Origin of the sequence: Capnocytophaga sp. oral taxon 323 (genome assembly GCF_001278825.1) — a bacterium.
Lineage (GTDB): Bacteria > Bacteroidota > Bacteroidia > Flavobacteriales > Flavobacteriaceae > Capnocytophaga > Capnocytophaga ochracea.
This window is the reverse complement of record NZ_CP012589.1, coordinates 287607-302972: the sequence shown is the minus strand read 5'-3', so window position 1 is coordinate 302972 and position 15366 is coordinate 287607. Positions and strand designations below refer to the sequence as shown.

The following is a 15366-nucleotide window of genomic DNA, read 5'->3' as shown; positions in this document are numbered from 1 at the left end:
CTATAGGCTAATCCCATCTTAAAAGCACTTTCACACCTGCTACGATACCCTTCGTTTCCTTCCGAAAAGCCCAAATATGCCACTTTTGTAGTACATACTTTGTTAAAGTTTTTTTATTGCCTCAGGTATTTCTGGCATCATTGGCATTATTGACATTTCTGGTATGAATCAATTATTTTGTAGTATCAAAAAAAGAATGTATTTTTGCCTCATAAAGAAGTAACTATGAAAGAACGCAACCCTCTTATCGATGTGCTCAAAGGTTTTGCTATCATCTTGGTAGTGATAGGGCACGCTTCGCAATGGTTTTCGGGTGATGACCGCACCAACCCCTTGTATGTAACCATTTACGCTTTCCATATGCCCCTTTTTATGTTTCTTTCAGGCTATGTAAACTTCAATATTCGTGGCGAACTGAACCTCAGCAAACGCTTTCAGGTGTTGGTGATTCCTTTTTTCGTCTGGTTTTTAATTTCTGCCACCTATCACGGTTATATCCTCAATATAGAAAAAGTATGGGAACATCTTTGCGTGCTCATTTATAAACCCACACAAGGAATGTGGTTCTTGTGGTTGCTATTTTGGGAGTGTGCCTTGCTCTATCTGGCTTTGAAGATTAATAAACATCGTGAAATATGGGTGATGATAGGTCTCTGGAGCATTCTCATCTTCTTGCACCGAGTTACAGGAGCACAACCTATCTTTTATGGATTGCCCGAATTGTGTTGGTATTTCATCTATTTTTCATTGGGTTATGCCACACACAAGTACAAACCTCAAGCACTGAAAGTTCTGCGCCCTATGGGGTGGGTGAGCCTTATTGCCTTTCCGCTCCTATTGCTCTTCCCTGTCGATAAAACTCATTACATACTCCACTCTCTCCGTTTGTATGCTTTGGCACTTACGGGTATCGCTGCTTCTTATGTTTTATGGGAATGGTTCTGCCGTTCAGAAAATAAGGCAACACAATGTTTGAAGTATTTAGGAGGCATTTCTTTAGAAATATATGTCACCCACTATTATATGCGCTTCTTAGTAGTTTACATCAAAGAATATATAAGTGATAATTTCTATTTGAACGTAGCTATATTTACCGTTTTAGCCATCATCGCTTGCGATATAATACAACGATTGGTACAGCACATAAAATGGCTAAGAAGAATACTCTACGGTAGATTTTAGATAGGTGAAAAACTCTTAACTTTTCACTTCTCCATTTCTTTTTCTGCCTTGCGAGCTTCTTCTATATAGTTTTTGAACTCTTTGCCGTATTTAGAATTGGCAACCTCTTTATTGAGTTTCCCATAAATAGAATCTAAGTATTTTACGCGAGTATTGGGGGCATCAACCAATACCACATAAGGGGTGATATACGAATCGGGGTGCGTGAGGGCATAGTTCAAAACAAAGAGGTGACGACGGAAGTTATTTTTCTCCGATGCTGCATTCAGCGAGTCGGCTAAGGTAGTATTACCCGCCTTAAAAGCATTCACTTGCTGTTCGAGGAGTTCAGCATTGCGCATTCCGAACTGTCGCATAGTGTGGGCATACTCTCCATAATCCTTTTGCGATTGCGAACCACTGATATTGGCTTTCACTTCAAACATATCATAAGAACTGTTGATAGTAATCAGCTTAGGTTCACCAAAGAACATTAGGCGGTCACCGAGGTCGGTACCTGCTTGTTTTTTCAAATCAAGGTAAATAAAAAACACTTCAGGACTCTCTAAGTGTCGTTTGAAGGTAAACTTACCATCGCCATTTGCCACTACCGAATCGATATTGGTGAGCTTATCGTTTACGAATTGTTGTAGGTAGATAGTACCTACTTTCAATCCGTCGATATTTCCTTCCACAATCATTGTGTTTTTGTCGTCCTTCTTACAAGCTACTATCATTAATAGTGCTGAGACTACCATTAATACTCTTTTCATTATTGTTTAGTTTTTAGTTATTAAAAAGAGAGACAATTTTGCCAAAGTTTATATGATTGTCATCATTGTCATTGCTTTGTTCTGTGTTTCTTCGTATTCTTTTTTAGGAATGGAGTCTTTGGTAATACCTCCACCTACATACAAATAGGCTTCGTTATCAGTGATTTGCATACAACGCAAATTCACATAGAATGCTTGGTTATTGTTGGACACCCAGCCACAATAGCCTGTGTAATATTGCCTTTTATAAAGTTCGTTTTCTATAATAAAAGTGCGAGCTTCCTCAGTAGGATAACCACAGACGGCTGGTGTAGGGTGCAGACGTTTTATTAACTCATATACTTTATCAGGAGCTATCTTTCCTTTTATTTTAGTACATAAATGCATCAGACTACCTGCTTGCACAGTTTTAACTGCTGAAACCTCAAGTTCATTAACATACTCTTGTAACTGCTGCACGATGGTATCAGTAACTATTTGCTGTTCTTCTTTTTCCTTAGTATGCCAATGTATCTCACCTTCTTTAAAAGGTTGTGTCCCTGCCAATGCCATTGTGCAAAAATCTTCGCCATTACTGCGGAAGAGTGTTTCGGGCGTAGCAGCCAGCCAAGTTCCTACTTTTGGGTGATAAAACAAATAGCAAAATGCCGAAGGGTATCGTGTTACCATATTGGCAAAGCTCTTAAACGGATTTACCACTTCTTTGATAGTTATCTTGCGCGAAAGAACCACTTTCTCAAAATGACCTCTGTGTATCTCATCAATAGCTTTGGTTACTAAATCTATGTGCTTTTGTTTTTCGGCTTCGGTATCTTCTAAAATATCAATATTAGTATTTTCTACAATCGATTGTGTAGGCAAATGGCTTACGGTAACTTTGTTAGCAGTGATGATAACAGCAGGTTCGTTAGCATCGAAAGGAGCGAAAACAAATCCCTCTTGTTCTTCTTTACCAGTGTTAAAAAAATGAAGTGTATCATCTTCTTGTTCCAACAATATTACTGAAGTGTGATAAGGGGGCTTGTAGCACACAAAAGGTAAGTGTTCAGCATATTTGTGCTGTACTTGTTTTAAAAGTTCTTCAAATGAAATATAATCTTCGGTTTCTATTTTCATAAGTTAAATCACATAACAGCTTATATGGTTTGTGTATCGTAAAAGGCTTTAAAAACACCATTTTGTAGCAATAGCTCATCTTTGGTACCTTGTTCTACTAATTTTCCTTTGTCGAGCATCAGTATTTTATCGGCGTATTTAGTGATAGACACACGATGACTCACTATAATTACGGTCTTGCCTTTTAAGGTATCGCGCAAATTAGTTAAAATCTTCTCTTCGGTATCAGTATCTACGGCTGATAAACAATCGTCTAACAAATAAATTTCGGCTTCTTTGAGCAATGCTCTTGCGATAGCTACTCGTTGGCGTTGCCCGCCACTGAGTGATACCCCGCGCTCTCCAAGCACCGAGTCGTATTGATGGGTGAACTCTGTAATATTGTTGTGTACCACTGCTTTTTGGCAGGCTTGTATTATCTGTTCTTCGGTAGCATTTTTATTGCCAAAGCGCAGATTGTTGCGAATAGTGTCCGAAAACAAAAAGTTCTCTTGTGGCACTACCGAAATGGCTCTGCGCAAGCTGTGTAGATTCAATTCTCTTACGGGTTTGCCTCCTATCAGTACTTCACCCTGATTTGCATCGTACATACGTGCAATGAGATCTAACAGTGTAGTCTTACCACTACCGGTTTTGCCTATAACGGCTACTGTTTGTCCTGCTTCTATGTGGAAAGATACGTCTTTAAGAGCTTCTATCCCCGTATCTTCATAACGGAAAGATACTTTATCAAATGTAATATCTCCTTTAATAGGCGTAAGCTCTCCTACCTGATTGCGTATCTGAGGTACTTCGGAAAGAAACTCGTTGATGCGCTTTTGTGAGGCTTCTGCTTGTTGTACAATAGAACTTACCCAACCTACCGTAGCCACAGGCCAAGTGAGCATCATCACGTAAATACTGAACTCTACAATTACTCCAATAGATTGTATTTCACCGGTATAATAGAGCTTTCCCCCAATAAAGATTACAAAGATAAGGCTCAATCCTATCATCAGTATCATTGTAGGGATAAAAAAAGCCTGTATCTTAGCGAGCTTGATGTTTTTCTGACGACCGTCTTCGGCGAGTACTGCTAATTGCGCATCGGTAGCCGCCTCGTTATTATACGATTTTATCACCCCGATACCCGAGAAAGTTTCTTGTGAGAAAGTAGAAAGGTCGGATAGGTAGGCTTGTACCTTCATCGTTTCGATATTAATCTTTTTGCTCATTTTGTAGATAAGCAAAGAGAGAATAGGCAGTGGGATAAGGGTGTAGATAGTAAGTTTGGGAGAGATGATAAACATTAGCGGAATTACGCAAGCAAAAAGTGTAATAGTTTGCACACTATACATAATAGCAGGACCTGCGTACATACGTACTTTCGATACGTCCTCGCTGATACGGTTCATCAGGTCACCTACTCGGTTGCGTTTGTAGAAGCTAAGCGATAACTGTTCGTATTTCTTAAATATCTCGTTTTTCATATCGTATTCGATGTAACGAGATACATTGATGATAAGTTGACGCATAAAGAACATTAGCACCGCCGATATGATAGTTGTACCGATGATAATAAGCGCATATTCTATAAGTAAGGAAGTCATTTGTGAGGCATCTTTGTTAGCCGATTTAGCAAAGTCCTCAATGGCTGCGATAGAGTTTTTTACATATCGCGGCATAAAGAGTGAAAACACTCGCGACACTATGGTAATAAGTATCCCAAGTAGTAAGTGGTATTTATATTTATAAAAATATTTACGTATATGTCTCAGATGTGCCATTGGCTTAAATTCTCAATCAGAGTGCAAAAGTAATAAATAATGAGCAAATAACAATAGAAACTCAACTATTAAAACTTCGGTAACTCCCAATGGTATTTTACCGATAGCAATCGCACAGCTATAACTACCATTATGGTAATGAATACTACTAAGTTGTGATTTACAAAGTTATCGATAAGGAAATAAACAGTACCTCCTGCTATGCAAGCCGTTGCATAAATCTCTTTGTGGAAGACAGCAGGTAGTTTGTTGGCTAATATATCCCGAATAACTCCTCCGAAGCTACCTGTCATCGTACCTAAGATAATAGCAATAGTAGGCGACAAGCCAAAACGCAATGCTTTTTCTATCCCGATGATAGTAAACACCCCCAGCCCAATAGTATCAAACACCATCAGCGATTTGCTCCAATGCTCAGAGAATTGCTTTTTGAAAACAACGGTAATCACTACACTAATGACTATCATCAATATATACGTAAGGTTGTTCATCCAGAATACCGGTACACTGCCTATCATAATATCGCGAAGCGTCCCCCCTCCTACTCCTGTTACAAAGGCTAAAATGAGCATTCCAAATATGTCCATACGGCGTTCTAACCCCACTAACACGCCCGAAATACCAAATACAGCCGTTCCTATTAAGTCCCAGAGATAAATCTGGTCTATCTGCGATAGTACATTGATAAAATCTTCCATTCTAAGTTTTATTTTAATTTCTGTGGCTTGTCGCACTTCTCTTAGCATTAATGCCAAATCTCCAAAAGTCGCCAAGTGTCCCCTACTGGTACAAACACAAACGCAATAGCTTTTTCCGTATTTTTACAACATACCCCATCGGGATAATAACTAAAAGTATAGGTTTGCAGAGCGTTGATATCATCGGTGAGTAACTCTTCTTCGGTAAGAAGTACACTGCCGTCTTTCTGTACCAACAAGCGCATTAAAGGCTCTGCCAAATGCTGTTGCCTAAACGCCATATCAGTAGTGAATTGCTTGAAGAAAGTGGGGAACTGCTTCTGCTGGTCTAGCAGCTGTTTAGTTTGCTTTTCCATTTCGGCATAAGGTAATAAGCTACCGTCCTTTTGCTGTAAAAATACCTGTTTGCAATCATCTTTAGCTACACAAAAGGTGTACAAATGTATATCGGCATAAGGCAATTGGCTCATTAACTGATAGCGGTAATACGCTTTACTATCTTGTTGCAAGCTATCTTGCACCCAATAGGTACGATTACTACCCGCAAGACTCTCTATCTGTTGTATTTTTGCTTTTACTTCTGCTAATTCAGCAACTGTTTGCTTAGCGGTCTCAGTATTACAGCTCTTTTTTAAGCTAATAATAGAGTTATCGCAAGCTAAAACCAGTAGTGAAAGGGGTATTGTTAAAAGAAATTTCATTTATAGTTTTTTTATCTTCCGCAGATTATTGTCACGTCCTTTTTACTTTTTATCTTTTACCTTATACAAATTCAAATCTTACCATACCGTCTGCATCTATCTTAGTGAGCTTTACTTTGTGCAATGTATTCACTAAGGAAGGATCCCACGGGGCTTTTACTTTTACGTAGTTCTCAGTAAATCCGTGAATGTAACCCTGTTTGTTGTCGCTCTCAAAAAGCACCGTCTTCTCTTTCCCCAGCTGACTCGTATAAAAGGCATTGCGTTTCTTTGCCGAGAGTCCACGTAACATCTTACTGCGTTTAGCGCGTACGGCATCGGGCACTACCCCGTCCATTAGCACCGCCTCAGTATTGTCGCGCTCGGAATAAGTAAATACGTGCAGATAGGAGATGTCCAAATCATTCAGGAAGTAATACGTTTCCAAGAAGTGCTCATCAGTCTCCCCCGGAAAGCCTACAATCACATCTACCCCTATGCAAGCATCGGGCATCACTTCGCGTATTTTGGCTACTCTACTCACATAAAGCTCACGCAGGTAGCGGCGTTTCATCTTTTTGAGAATTTCATTACTTCCACTTTGTAACGGAATGTGAAAGTGAGGCACAAAGCTCTTAGATTGCGCTATAAAGTCGATTGTTTCGTCCTTAATGAGATTCGGCTCAATCGATGAGATACGCAGGCGTTCTATGCCTTCAACCTTATCAAGGGCTTGCACAAGTTCCAAAAAAGTATGCTCGTGCTTTTTGTTGCCAAATTCTCCCTTGCCGTAATCACCTATATTCACGCCCGTAAGCACAATTTCTTTGATACCTTTATCCGAGATTTTCTTAGCATTAGCAATGATATTTTCAATAGTATCACTGCGCGAAATACCTCGTGCCATCGGTATGGTACAGTAAGTGCATTTGTAGTCGCAACCGTCCTGCACTTTTAGGAAAGCCCTCGTACGGTCTCCAATAGAGTAGCTCCCCACATAGAAATCAGTTTCCGAAATCTCGCAGGAGTGTACCACACCCTCATTGTTTTTGGTAAGGTCGTCGATATATTGGGTAATGTTGAACTTTTCTTTTGCTCCCAACACCAAATCTACCCCATCTACCGAAGCGAGTTCTTCGGGTTTCAGCTGGGCATAACAACCCACTGCCGCCAAGAATGCCTTAGGGTTTGTTTTCAGTGCTTTACGTACGATTTGTTTGAATTGCTTGTCAGCATTTTCAGTTACCGAACAAGTATTGATTACATATATATCAGCAGGTTCGTCAAAATCTACGCGCTGGTAGCCTTCTTCTTCAAAGCTCCGCGCAATGGTTGAAGTCTCCGAGAAGTTCAGTTTGCAACCCAAAGTATAAAATGCTACTTTCTTCATTATTAATTGTCAATTATCAATTGTCAATTGTTAATCGTTAAAAAATTCTCTCTCTAAAAAATATTGTACAATGGCTTTTTTCATCAGTATGGTTTGTTCACCAGGCTTTAGGTCAGGGAGGTTTTGCACCAAACGGTAATGAGGCCAGCCGTCAGGGTCTGTAAATTCGTATTGGTAATAGCCAAAGGGTTCTAAGAGCTTACAAATGCCAATGTGCATCAAGTCTACTTTCTCATCTTTGACGTAAGTGCGTCCCAATTGTCCCAATTCTTGTACCCCGATGAGATAGATAATCCCATCTACCCCCAATGTTTCTCCTTCGGTAAAAGTATCGGAAAGGCGTTGTACCACCTCTTCCCAACGGGCTTTTAGTAGCTCGTGTTCGGTCATAATAAATTCATTTTGGGTGCAAAAGTACAAAAAAAAATCATATTGCAAATTCGTGCTACATCTGCCTTACCTTCATCTTATCCCCTCTTTAGTTCCGCCTTATCATCGTTCTTTGTTCGTCCTTTCTTCGTCTTTTATTTATCTGCCCATGCGGCTCGCACCGTCTTTTGTTCGTCTTTTGTTCGTCTTTTGTTCGTCTTTTGTTCGTTCATTGTTCGTTCATTGTTCGTCTTTTGTTTGTCCTTTTTACTAATTCTCTCATTTTCTAATTAATCTGCGTACACGGCTCACACATTTGCTAATTTGCCAATTATTCCCTATCTTTGCACCCTAATAAATCATTATATTATTTTTTATGAAGAAAATCAGTCTTATACTGTTGGCTTTTTTATTGCTCACTCCCATAGCAAAAGCCGACGAAGGAATGTGGTTTTTGATGTTCATCGAACGTCTCAACCAAAGAGATATGCAGAAGTTAGGCTTACAACTCACTGCTCAAGAGATTTATAGCATCAATAATAACAGTCTCAAAGATGCTATCGTACAATTTAATGGAGGTTGTACTGCGAGTATCATCTCCAAAGATGGCTTAGTGCTCACTAACCACCATTGTGGCTATGGCAATATCGCTCAGCTCTCCACACCTGAAAACAACCATCTAAAAAATGGATTCTGGGCACGCTCTCACGCCGAAGAACTTTCACCTAAGCAATCATTCGTGCGTTTCTTTGTGCGTATGGACAATGTAACCGACCGTATGCTATCAGTGGTAAAACCTTCAATGAACGAAAAAGAACGCGAAGCTGCTCTCAACCAAGAAATGGCTAAAATACAAAAAGAAAACAGCGAAGGGGGTAAATATATAGTTTCAGTACGTCCGTTCTTCCAAGGTAATGAATATTATTACTTCGTATACCAAGATTTTAAAGATGTACGACTTGTAGGTACGCCTCCTGAAAGCATTGGGAAATTCGGTGGCGATACCGATAATTGGGAATGGCCTCGCCAAACAGGCGACTTCTCGCTTTTCCGCGTATACACTGATAAAGACGGTAATGCCGCCGACTATTCACCTAATAACGTACCTCTTAAAGCAAAACGCTATCTTAAAGTGAGCCTTAAAGGCGTGCAAGATAAAGATTTTGCAATGATTATGGGATACCCAGGACGTACCAACCGTTGGGAAAGCTCTTATTGGGTAGACCAAAACGTAAAATATGCCTATCCTGCGTGGGTAGAAGCCTCTAAAACAGCTATGGACGCAATGAAGCGCTTTATGGATAAAGACGATGCCGTACGCTTGCAATATGCTTCACAATATTCAAGCATTGCCAATTATTGGAAAAACCGCCAAGGTATGATTGATGCTCTTACGGCTCATAAAACAGCAGCTACTAAGCGTAAAACCGAAGCTATTTTCGCCAAATGGGCTAATAAAGCTGAAAATAAGGCTGAATATGGCGACGTACTGAACACTTTATCTAATTTCTTTGAAAAAACCAATGCTAAATCAGCCGATGAGAATTATTTGGGTATGCTATGGCGTGCTTCTTTCTTTATAAAGATGCCTGTACGTTACATCAGTATTGTAGATGGGGCTAAACGCGGAGGTATGCCCGCTGAAGAATTGCAAAAAAGAGTTGATGACTTGTTAGCCGATTATGACAAAGTGAATTTAGAGGTCGAAAAGGCTATCCTTGCCGATATGTTACAGCTCTATGCTAACAAAGGTAACGAAGTTCCTTCTGAGTTGAAAGATATCAAAACAAAATATAATGGTAACTTCCATAAATATGTAGAAGAACTTTTGGCTAATAGCATTTACCGAAGCAAAGAAACAGCGAAAACAGGTACTCAACAAGATATCATACAATTAGCACAAGACCCTATTTTGCAACTCTCCGAAGTGCTTTTCAACAGTTACCGCAACCCTTCTCAAGAACTTATAAACTTAGAAGACAGCTATGCCAAAGCCTTCCGCAAGTTCGTAAAAGGTATGCGCGATTCTAAAATCAGTACTATCTTGTATCCCGATGCCAATTCTACTCTGCGCCTTACCTATGGTACGGTCATTCCATTGGCTGCCGATAAACGCAACCCCGATGCGAAAAAGAACTACTATACTACCTTCAATACCCTAATGGCAAAGTACAAAAAAGGCGATGCCGAATTTGATATGCCACAGCGTATGCTCGACCTTTATAAGAAGAAAGAATTTGGAAGGTATATAGACAAAGACGGTTCTATGCACGTAAACTTCCTTACTAATAACGATATCACAGGTGGTAACTCAGGTTCGCCTGTAATGAATGGTAAAGGAGAACTCATAGGGCTTGCTTTCGACGGCAATATCGAAGCAATGGCAGGCGATGTAATCTTTGACAAACAACTACAACGCACTATCAACGTAGATATTCGCTACGTCCTCTGGGTAATCGATATTTATGCCGGAGCCAAGAACATTATAAATGAAATAGAAACAGTACAGTAGATAAAAAAGTTAGGAGTTAGCATATAAGCTAATTCCTAACTCCTAAAATAGAATGAGCCTATCAAGTTATACAAAAGAATTCAAATACAACTTTAAAATTGCTTACCCCATCATATTAGGAATGCTCGGGCACACCCTTGTTGGGTTCGTAGATAATGTAATGGTAGGTAAAGTAGGTATTACTGAACTCGGAGCAGCTGCTCTGGGTAATACCGCTATATTCATTGCAATGTCGTTTGCCATTGGCTTTTCTGTTGCTAGTACTTCCTTAGTAGCAATGGCTGATGAAGCAGGTGATAAACCAACTGCTCAGTCTATTCTCAATCACGGAATGGTACTCAATGTAATATTAGGAGTAGTACTCTTTCTTTTATTGTTTTTTGTAGAACCTGTGATGCGCTATACAGGACAAAGCGAGAAAGTAATAGAGTTGGCAGTACCCTACACCCATTTGGTAGCTTTTTCGCTTATTCCGTTGGGTGTCTTCACTACCTTCAAGCAGTTTGCCGATGGCTTATCAATGACCAAATATGCTATGTATGTTACTATCTTAGCAAACTTGCTAAATGTCTTTCTAAACTATCTTTTTATTTATGGTAATTGGGGTTGCCCGAAATTAGGAGTGTTAGGCGCTGGTATTGGCACCTTAGTATCACGAATTGTAATGCCTATAATGCTTTTCTTTATGCTGAAAAACTTAGAGAAGTCGCGTGAATACGTTATGAGTATCAGCTTTAAGAATATGCAACAAGCAATGTACAAAAAGATAACTGCTCTCGGACTCCCTACCGCTATGCAAATGATTTTTGAAACAGGTATCTTTACCGCAGCTATTTGGATAAGCGGTATGCTGGGAGAAAATCATTTATCAGCAAACCAAATTGCGCTCAACTTATCGAGTATGACTTTTATGGTTGCTAATGGCTTAGGAATTACCGCTATGATACGTGTAGGAAATCAATTAGGAGCGAGAAACTATGCTAATTTGCGCAGAGTAGCTATTTCGGTATTTCTGTTAGTACTCTGCACACAAGTATTTTTTGCCCTTCTTTTAGCGGTATTTCGCACTTGGTTACCGTCATTGTACTTAGAGATGGATAACATTGAAAAATTAGCTAATAATACTTTGGTAATAGGAGAAGCTGCCAATCTCTTACTCATTGCAGCTATTTTTCAAATATCCGATGGAATGCAAGTAACAGCTCTTGGTGCTTTACGTGGAGTACAAGATGCTAAAGTGCCTATGTACATCACCTTTGTTGCTTATTGGCTGATTGCCTTCCCTATTCTTTATGTGTTAGGCGTTCATACCAATTTAGGTACTATGGGCATCTGGATTGGCTTGCTCACCGGTCTCACCGTCGCTGCTGTCTGCCTCTTGTATAGGTTCAACCGTATCAGCTTACAACTGATAGCTAACAGACACCAATATACTTCTTAAAGTTTTTGTAATTCATAAACAACAAAGAGCTGTTCAATGTACATTGAACAGCCCTTATATTTTTATTATAATAATTTATAAACTAATTTTAATCTTCCTCTTCTCCATCCCAGTATTCCAGAAACTCCTTTATGAGCTTGGCCGGATTGGCTTTCTTTGTCCAAGAAATAGGTGTATCTTCAAAATCTCGCTGATGAATAATAATAGGAATATTACGCCCAAATACCTTTTCTACCTCTCCGTCGTCCAACAATCGTTTGGCGAGAACTATCACCTCTTTGATAAAGTCTTTACCAAACTTATCACCTTTTTTGAGGAGTTTGTCGTAAAGTTCTTCATCTTCTTCTATAGCGCGGTCGTTTTCCTCATCAGAATAGAAATAAGGAGTTTTAGCAAACCACTGTTTCAGCAATTTGTCTTTTTTACCTCCTACGGTTTCCACTTCTGTTTGTAACCAATAATCAAAATTCCACTTGGCATCTTCTTTGGAAGTGGCGTTGTAACTCTCTTCTTTTACATTTGAAAGGGTATTATAGCCCAGTGTAATTTTAGGAAATCGCAAGTCATCATCGTCACACGTATAACAAAAAGACAGTGCATAGACTTCTTTTTTATCCTCTTCATTTGCAATTTCTTGAATTGCATTTTTCAACTTCTCGTAACTCTTCTCTGTAAAGTTTTTTAGTTCCTTTTCCACTATAAAATATTGATATTTTAATTCTATTTGCTTTTAATGATTTTTTCAAAATGTCTGCAAAAGTAACTATTTTATTTTACATAGCGTAATTTTTGAGCTATTTTTTTTCATTTCAGATAATGAATAAAGAAACGAGCTTTTTAAGATACTATTTTATACAAATTCGTAAGTTTTAGTGCTACCGTTTCATCAAAGGAAGTCGTGTTCTTCACTTGTATGTCAGCGTCTTTATGCTGAATGGTGAGTGTGAGTTGCAAAATAGGGTGAGTAATGGGGTTGATAAGCGCCATAAACTTCACATTGGTAGTTTTGGCTAAAAAGAGTTTATGCCCTGTAATTTCCTCAGTAAGGTTCTTGATTATTTGCATCATACACACTCCTGGTGTAATAGGATTACCAGGAAAGTGCCCTTTGAAGATAGCGTGTTGAGGGTTGAGGGTAAGGGTGCAGAGATAGTTTTCTGCGTCCTGCTTTTCTAAGCTATTGAGGGTATAAAATTCTTTTAACATTTTTGAGAATAAGCAATTAATGATTTATAATTAAGGGTTCTAAAACTATTTTAATAGTAAAGGTGTGATGTTCTATGGTTATGTTGTTGCTATTATAGGTAAAAGTAGTGTATAGTTTCTTACCTTGCATATTGAGCTGTTGGGAGAGGTTGGTTCCTGAGGTAAACAAATAAACGGCATCATTCCCATCTTTGCTTTGTTGTACTTCGATAGTGCCATTGGTGTATTTTTGAGTAACCTGCCAATGGGTTTTAAGAAGGTGCTTAAAGTCAGTGGTGAGGGTACGAATGATGATTTTCCTATTGAGGTCAGGGGTTATATAATTGGTCTTTATCTTTCCGTTTTGGTTTTCAAAATCGAAAAGCGTATTACCAAAGTCGGTAGTAAGGGCTACTCGCCACGTATTATCTGCGGTAATTTTAGCTACTAAGAGTCCGTTGAAAGTGTGACCATAAGCGGTAATGGTAGCGCGATAGAGGTACTCCTCCCCTACCCTTATGTGAGAATTGACCATCGTTGTTGGCGTTGTAGCCACTGATTGGTATTCAGCAGGAAGCTTATAAGAAGGTGAGCAACTACCGAGCCATATAGCAAACAGACTACATTTTAAAATTTGCTTCATCAATTTTTGTATTTAGTTTTTTATTGCTGAATAAGATTTCGGTGTAGTCTTTAGAAGGTTCAATAAGTTTTACGCGCTCTACTATGCTATCGACATCGAAATAGAGATGTATTTCACTCACATATTTCAAAAGCATCTTATCCTTAGGCAATAGTTTTACCAATGTACTTTTGCCCGATTTAGCAAAGGTCATAGCAAATTCTTTCTCGTTGAACATATCACCACTGATAGAACTCACTATCAAGTTGTTTATTTTTTTGAAGACTTTATTATCAGCTTTCATCTGTGAGACATTACCTGCATCGTTCACTGTGATATTATCTTTCTGAAAAATAATGCGATAATGGTAAGGCTTTGTGTATTGCCAATTCAGTTTATCGGGTTTAGCGAATGCCATTTTTCCAAAAGTCTCAATATCCTTACTCATAAAATCCAAGTGTTTTTTCTGAGTAAAATCCGCTTGCATTGTTTGGATTGACTTGTTTTTAGCAATGGTTTGAGTTTTGAAGTCGCGTATTTGGGCTTCGGTAAGGGCTTGGGCACTGATTGTTAAAGGTGCACCACAAATAAGGAATATTAAGAGTTTTTTCATTCTAAATTATTTGTAATTGTATAGTTATTTTCTTTGAGGTACTGCAATAAGCGTTCCAAAACGATAAGGGTATGGGGCAGACGGTCGTGCATCAGTATGATATTACCGTTGGTAAGTTTGCGCACGATGCGATGAAAAAGCTTGTCTTCGTTGTGTATTACAGTATCTAATGAGCGTACATCCCAACCTATGGCTTTCTTAGCTGTTGCCCGAATCGCTCTAGCAACGGGGGGTGAGGTGATTCCGTATGGAGGTCGGAAATATGGAGTAACGATATCCAAGTGCGCCAATGCTTCATCGGTATGGCGGATTTCGTTGGCAAGGGCTTTTGCGTGTAGAATATTTTTAGGTTGATGGGTGAAGGTATGGTTTGCGACTAAATGACCTTCAGCTTGCATACGTTTGACGACCTCTGGATACTTTTGTATTTGTTCACCTACACAAAAAAAGACTGCTTTGGCGTTGTATTGCTCCAAAAGGTCTAAGAATTGTGGTGTGAGTTCTGAGGGACCATCATCAAAAGTTAGCGCTACTGTTTTTACTGGACGCCCCTTTAAGAAGTATTGTGTTTTAACAAAATAAGAGAGGCGGATATCGAATACGCCCCAAGAGGTAATGCCTAAAAACAACACTATTAATAACACATATACCCACCAAGGAGCATTTTGTATAAATGCTGTTACAAGAGCACTGATAAATATTGCGATTGTAAAAAGATGTTTGTTCAATGTTTAAATAATAAAATGTTGGTACTTTGTCAAGGAAAATCTCACACGGATTTACACTAATTTGATTTGGCTTAAAATACTTTACAATGTATTTACCTACGAATGTCTTAAGTGAATTAAATATTTTGTATTAGTTTTTTTATACAATGAAAGTATATTTATATTAAGCACGGCAAAAATAACATACATTTTACTTCCTTACAAATATTTTAATTACTTTTTCTCGAAACGTAGAAAATAAGTTTTTATTGAAAATCTTTTTACTCTTTTAGTACAAAACTTTCTTCTTAAAAATTAAATAAGAACAATTTC

The 15366-nt window shown here is 38.7% G+C and carries 15 protein-coding genes; 3 read left to right on the top strand and 12 right to left on the bottom strand.

The features are described 5' to 3' along the window. Positions 1-225 precede the first annotated feature (225 nt). The gene (locus AM608_RS01360; RefSeq protein ID WP_053580516.1) at positions 226-1182 is read left to right on the top strand and encodes an acyltransferase family protein; all 957 of its coding nucleotides are present in this window, start codon (positions 226-228) and stop codon (positions 1180-1182) included. Between the two features lie 23 nt (positions 1183-1205). On the opposite strand, the gene AM608_RS01355 is transcribed toward AM608_RS01360, so the two are convergent. The 7 genes from AM608_RS01355 to AM608_RS01325 form a co-directional block, all read right to left on the bottom strand. After that, positions 1206-1934, bottom strand: coding sequence for a DUF4369 domain-containing protein (locus tag AM608_RS01355; protein ID WP_053580515.1), 729 nt, complete (start codon positions 1932-1934; stop codon positions 1206-1208). Between the two features lie 48 nt (positions 1935-1982). After that, complete coding sequence (locus tag AM608_RS01350) at positions 1983-3050, bottom strand: isochorismate synthase (protein WP_053580514.1); 1068 nt, start codon at positions 3048-3050, stop codon at positions 1983-1985. A gap of 20 nt (positions 3051-3070) precedes the next feature. Next, positions 3071-4816: an ABC transporter ATP-binding protein gene (locus tag AM608_RS01345; protein WP_082315779.1), complete on the bottom strand. Its 1746-nt coding sequence runs from the start codon at positions 4814-4816 to the stop codon at positions 3071-3073. A 68-nt stretch (positions 4817-4884) separates the two neighbouring features. Further along, on the bottom strand, positions 4885-5514 hold the full coding sequence (locus AM608_RS01340) for a trimeric intracellular cation channel family protein (protein ID WP_002675733.1): 630 nt from the start codon (positions 5512-5514) through the stop codon (positions 4885-4887). Positions 5515-5561: 47 nt separating this feature from the next. Continuing rightward, a complete protein-coding gene (locus tag AM608_RS01335) occupies positions 5562-6215 on the bottom strand; it encodes a hypothetical protein (RefSeq protein WP_053580513.1) in 654 nt (217 codons plus the stop codon). A gap of 61 nt (positions 6216-6276) precedes the next feature. Further along, positions 6277-7584, bottom strand: coding sequence for a tRNA (N(6)-L-threonylcarbamoyladenosine(37)-C(2))-methylthiotransferase MtaB (gene mtaB / locus AM608_RS01330; protein WP_053580512.1), 1308 nt, complete (start codon positions 7582-7584; stop codon positions 6277-6279). Between the two features lie 30 nt (positions 7585-7614). After that, positions 7615-7974 carry a hypothetical protein gene (locus AM608_RS01325; protein WP_015782817.1) on the bottom strand — a complete coding sequence of 120 codons (360 nt, stop codon included), beginning with the start codon at positions 7972-7974 and terminating at the stop codon, positions 7615-7617. Between the two features lie 355 nt (positions 7975-8329). Here AM608_RS01325 and AM608_RS01320 point away from each other — a divergent pair, with 355 nt between their 5' ends. Both AM608_RS01320 and AM608_RS01315 read left to right on the top strand, forming a co-directional pair. Continuing rightward, on the top strand, positions 8330-10465 hold the full coding sequence (locus AM608_RS01320; protein ID WP_053580511.1) for a S46 family peptidase: 2136 nt from the start codon (positions 8330-8332) through the stop codon (positions 10463-10465). Positions 10466-10517: 52 nt separating this feature from the next. Then, positions 10518-11906: an MATE family efflux transporter gene (locus AM608_RS01315; protein WP_053580510.1), complete on the top strand. Its 1389-nt coding sequence runs from the start codon at positions 10518-10520 to the stop codon at positions 11904-11906. A gap of 88 nt (positions 11907-11994) precedes the next feature. Here AM608_RS01315 and AM608_RS01310 read toward each other — a convergent pair whose 3' ends face one another. The 5 genes from AM608_RS01310 to AM608_RS01290 all read right to left on the bottom strand — a co-directional run bounded on the left by AM608_RS01310 (position 11995) and on the right by AM608_RS01290 (position 15054). Then, the gene (locus AM608_RS01310) at positions 11995-12603 is read right to left on the bottom strand and encodes a hypothetical protein (protein WP_009418358.1); all 609 of its coding nucleotides are present in this window, start codon (positions 12601-12603) and stop codon (positions 11995-11997) included. Between the two features lie 140 nt (positions 12604-12743). After that, a complete protein-coding gene (locus AM608_RS01305) occupies positions 12744-13112 on the bottom strand; it encodes a 3-hydroxyacyl-ACP dehydratase (RefSeq protein ID WP_002671590.1) in 369 nt (122 codons plus the stop codon). Between the two features lie 16 nt (positions 13113-13128). Beyond that, entirely contained in the window at positions 13129-13734 is a 606-nt protein-coding gene (locus AM608_RS01300) for a DUF3261 domain-containing protein (protein ID WP_053580509.1), read from the bottom strand. Beyond that, positions 13712-14326 (bottom strand): outer membrane lipoprotein carrier protein LolA, encoded by a 615-nt coding sequence (locus AM608_RS01295; protein WP_053580508.1) that lies wholly within the window; start codon positions 14324-14326, stop codon positions 13712-13714. The genes AM608_RS01300 and AM608_RS01295 overlap by 23 nt, the downstream gene beginning before the upstream one ends. Beyond that, positions 14323-15054, bottom strand: coding sequence for a polysaccharide deacetylase family protein (locus AM608_RS01290; RefSeq protein ID WP_053580507.1), 732 nt, complete (start codon positions 15052-15054; stop codon positions 14323-14325). Before AM608_RS01290 ends, AM608_RS01295 begins: the two co-directional genes overlap by 4 nt. Positions 15055-15366: the final 312 nt, after the last annotated feature.